General features: G+C 34.8%; 2 protein-coding genes and 1 pseudogene. 1 reads left to right on the forward strand and 2 read right to left on the reverse strand.

The annotated features are described in order from the left end of the window. Nucleotides 1-241: helix-turn-helix domain-containing protein (locus J671_RS24420; protein ID WP_240490957.1), on the reverse strand; the 241-nt coding region annotated here is incomplete at its 3' end. A 333-nt stretch (nt 242-574) separates the two neighbouring features. Between J671_RS24420 and J671_RS24425 the strand changes: the two genes are divergently transcribed. After that, nucleotides 575-1,726, forward strand: coding sequence for a sterol desaturase family protein (locus J671_RS24425; protein ID WP_031983686.1), 1,152 nt, complete (start codon nt 575-577; stop codon nt 1,724-1,726). 40 nt (nt 1,727-1,766) lie between these two features. Here the strand turns inward: J671_RS24425 and J671_RS24430 are convergent. Next, nucleotides 1,767-2,156 (reverse strand): annotated as a pseudogene (locus tag J671_RS24430) (MFS transporter); the annotation flags it as partial.

Raw genomic sequence — 2,156 nt, forward strand, 5'->3', positions numbered from 1 at the left:
TTTGCTGAGGAGACCATAAACAACGGATCGCTTCAACAATAAATTTCCAGAGGATTGAATCGATTTTGAGTTTTCTGTGACCACGTCTACGTCTAGCGAAGGTGTTATCAGAAGCATATCGAGCTTGATAAACGTCATTGATGCTATTTCTTTTAAGCTCACGATAGATCGTACTAGGATGTCTTTTAATGAGTTCAGCAAATTTTCTGGCTGAAAAGCCTTCTTTTCTTGACTCAAGCATTAATGCAGTACGATCTTCAAAGTTAAGATGATGGTATGACAATTTTATATACTCCATAAACCCTTTAAATTAATTAGGTGGTTTATGTCGCACTTCAAGTTTTACTCTGCCAACCTATGAGACTCCATATAAAAAATAAATAGCCTATTTTCACGTTCTGAAATAGATAAATATTTATAATAACTAACCAATTAATCCTATTTTTGGGTTGATTGGTTAGTTTTATTTATATATCTATTTTTTAGTCTGAGTTAAATAAGGTGCTTTTTACAATTAATAATTAAATTTTGTTAGCATGCGCGGCATAGAGAATAAGAACTGTTGATATGAATTATGACTGATCAATTAAGAGCAAGATTTGAAAATTTAGAGCTTAATGCGGGTTTAGGAAAAATTAGTGCCTTTATATCCATGGCATTAAGCTTACTTTGCTTATTTGGAGCTTTATGTTTTTTGTTTCCCAGTGTGCTGACAACCCCAGAGTTACGTCCACTTTATGCAAAGCACTATAATCTTTTTTATTATGGCCTCATTACAGGCATTATTATTAGCGGAGGTTTTGGAGCATTTAGTGCAATCATCCGACAAAATAGATATGGCTTTTATGGTTTATGCTTTGCACTCATCGCAGCAGTCTTAGGCTGTGGTGTTATTCATGCTCCAGTCATTCCAAGCGTACCATTTTATGCAGGCATTGATTATTTTGTACTTACCCTAGTCATCTTGGCTTTTATTTTTATACCCCTTGAAGGCTTTTTTGCTAAAAACCCTGAACAAAAGATCTTAAGAGTGGGCTGGGTGACCGATATGAAATATTTCATGGTCAGCCATATTGGTATTCAACTATTTAGCTTCTTAACGGTTATGCCAATTCAATATTGGATTACGCATTTACCTGATAACCCAATTGTGCCATATGTTCAAGCTCAGCCGATTTGGCTGCAATTCATTGAATTGCTCATTGTGGTTGATTTTACGGTGTATTGGTTACATCGAGCCATGCATGAAGTGAACTTTTTATGGCGTTTTCATGCGATTCATCATTCGACTGAATATATGGATTGGTTAGCATCTTCCCGTTTACACGTTGTCGAAGTTTTAATGACTCGCTTTATTGCCACTTTACCGATTTTTCTTTTAGGGTTTCATACTTCTGCTGTTTTTGCCTATTTAATTTTTATTTCATTTCACGCTATTTTTATTCATTCCAATGTACGTTTTCGATTTCCATATTTACGTTGGTTTATCGCAACACCAGAATTCCACCATTGGCATCATTCCTCTGAAAAACCTGCGATTGATAAAAATTACGCTGCTTTTATTCCACTTTATGATGTTATTTTTAAAACCGTATATATGCCAAATCACTTGGCGAGCGTGTATGGTACGGTAGGGTATAAAATTCCAAATAGTTTTATAAAACAGTTTACTTGGCCATTTAAAAAGTATGTAAAACGCTTTTTAAAACGCTGGCGTGACCAGTAAATATTAAAAAAAAGCCTCAGTTCGAGGCTTTTTTATATAGTTATTTATTTTTAAAATTTTTAATAATCATCAGAAGGGCAACCAGTGACAATAAGATAATAAAACCGATGTAACTATTTGCCGTACTCATCAGCCCAATTTTTCCTACAAAATACCCAGCTAAAATTGCAGGAATACTAAAAGCCAAATAACTTTCAACAAAAAAAGCAGCCATAAGACCCGCACGTTCTTCAGGAAGCGCCAATGGCATTACACTACGAATGGCCCCCATAAACGCTGTACCAAAACCAACTCCAGTAATAATAGAACCTAAAAATAGAATTACAGCATTAGTCAGATTAATAGCGACAAATAAAACAGCTGCGCCAATAGCAATTGAGAGCGTACCTGTTAATAAAATACGAAAATTTGTCGACTTTCTAAGCGTTAA

It is taken from the genome of Acinetobacter sp. 1130196 (assembly GCF_000588095.1).
GTDB lineage: Bacteria > Pseudomonadota > Gammaproteobacteria > Pseudomonadales > Moraxellaceae > Acinetobacter > Acinetobacter nosocomialis.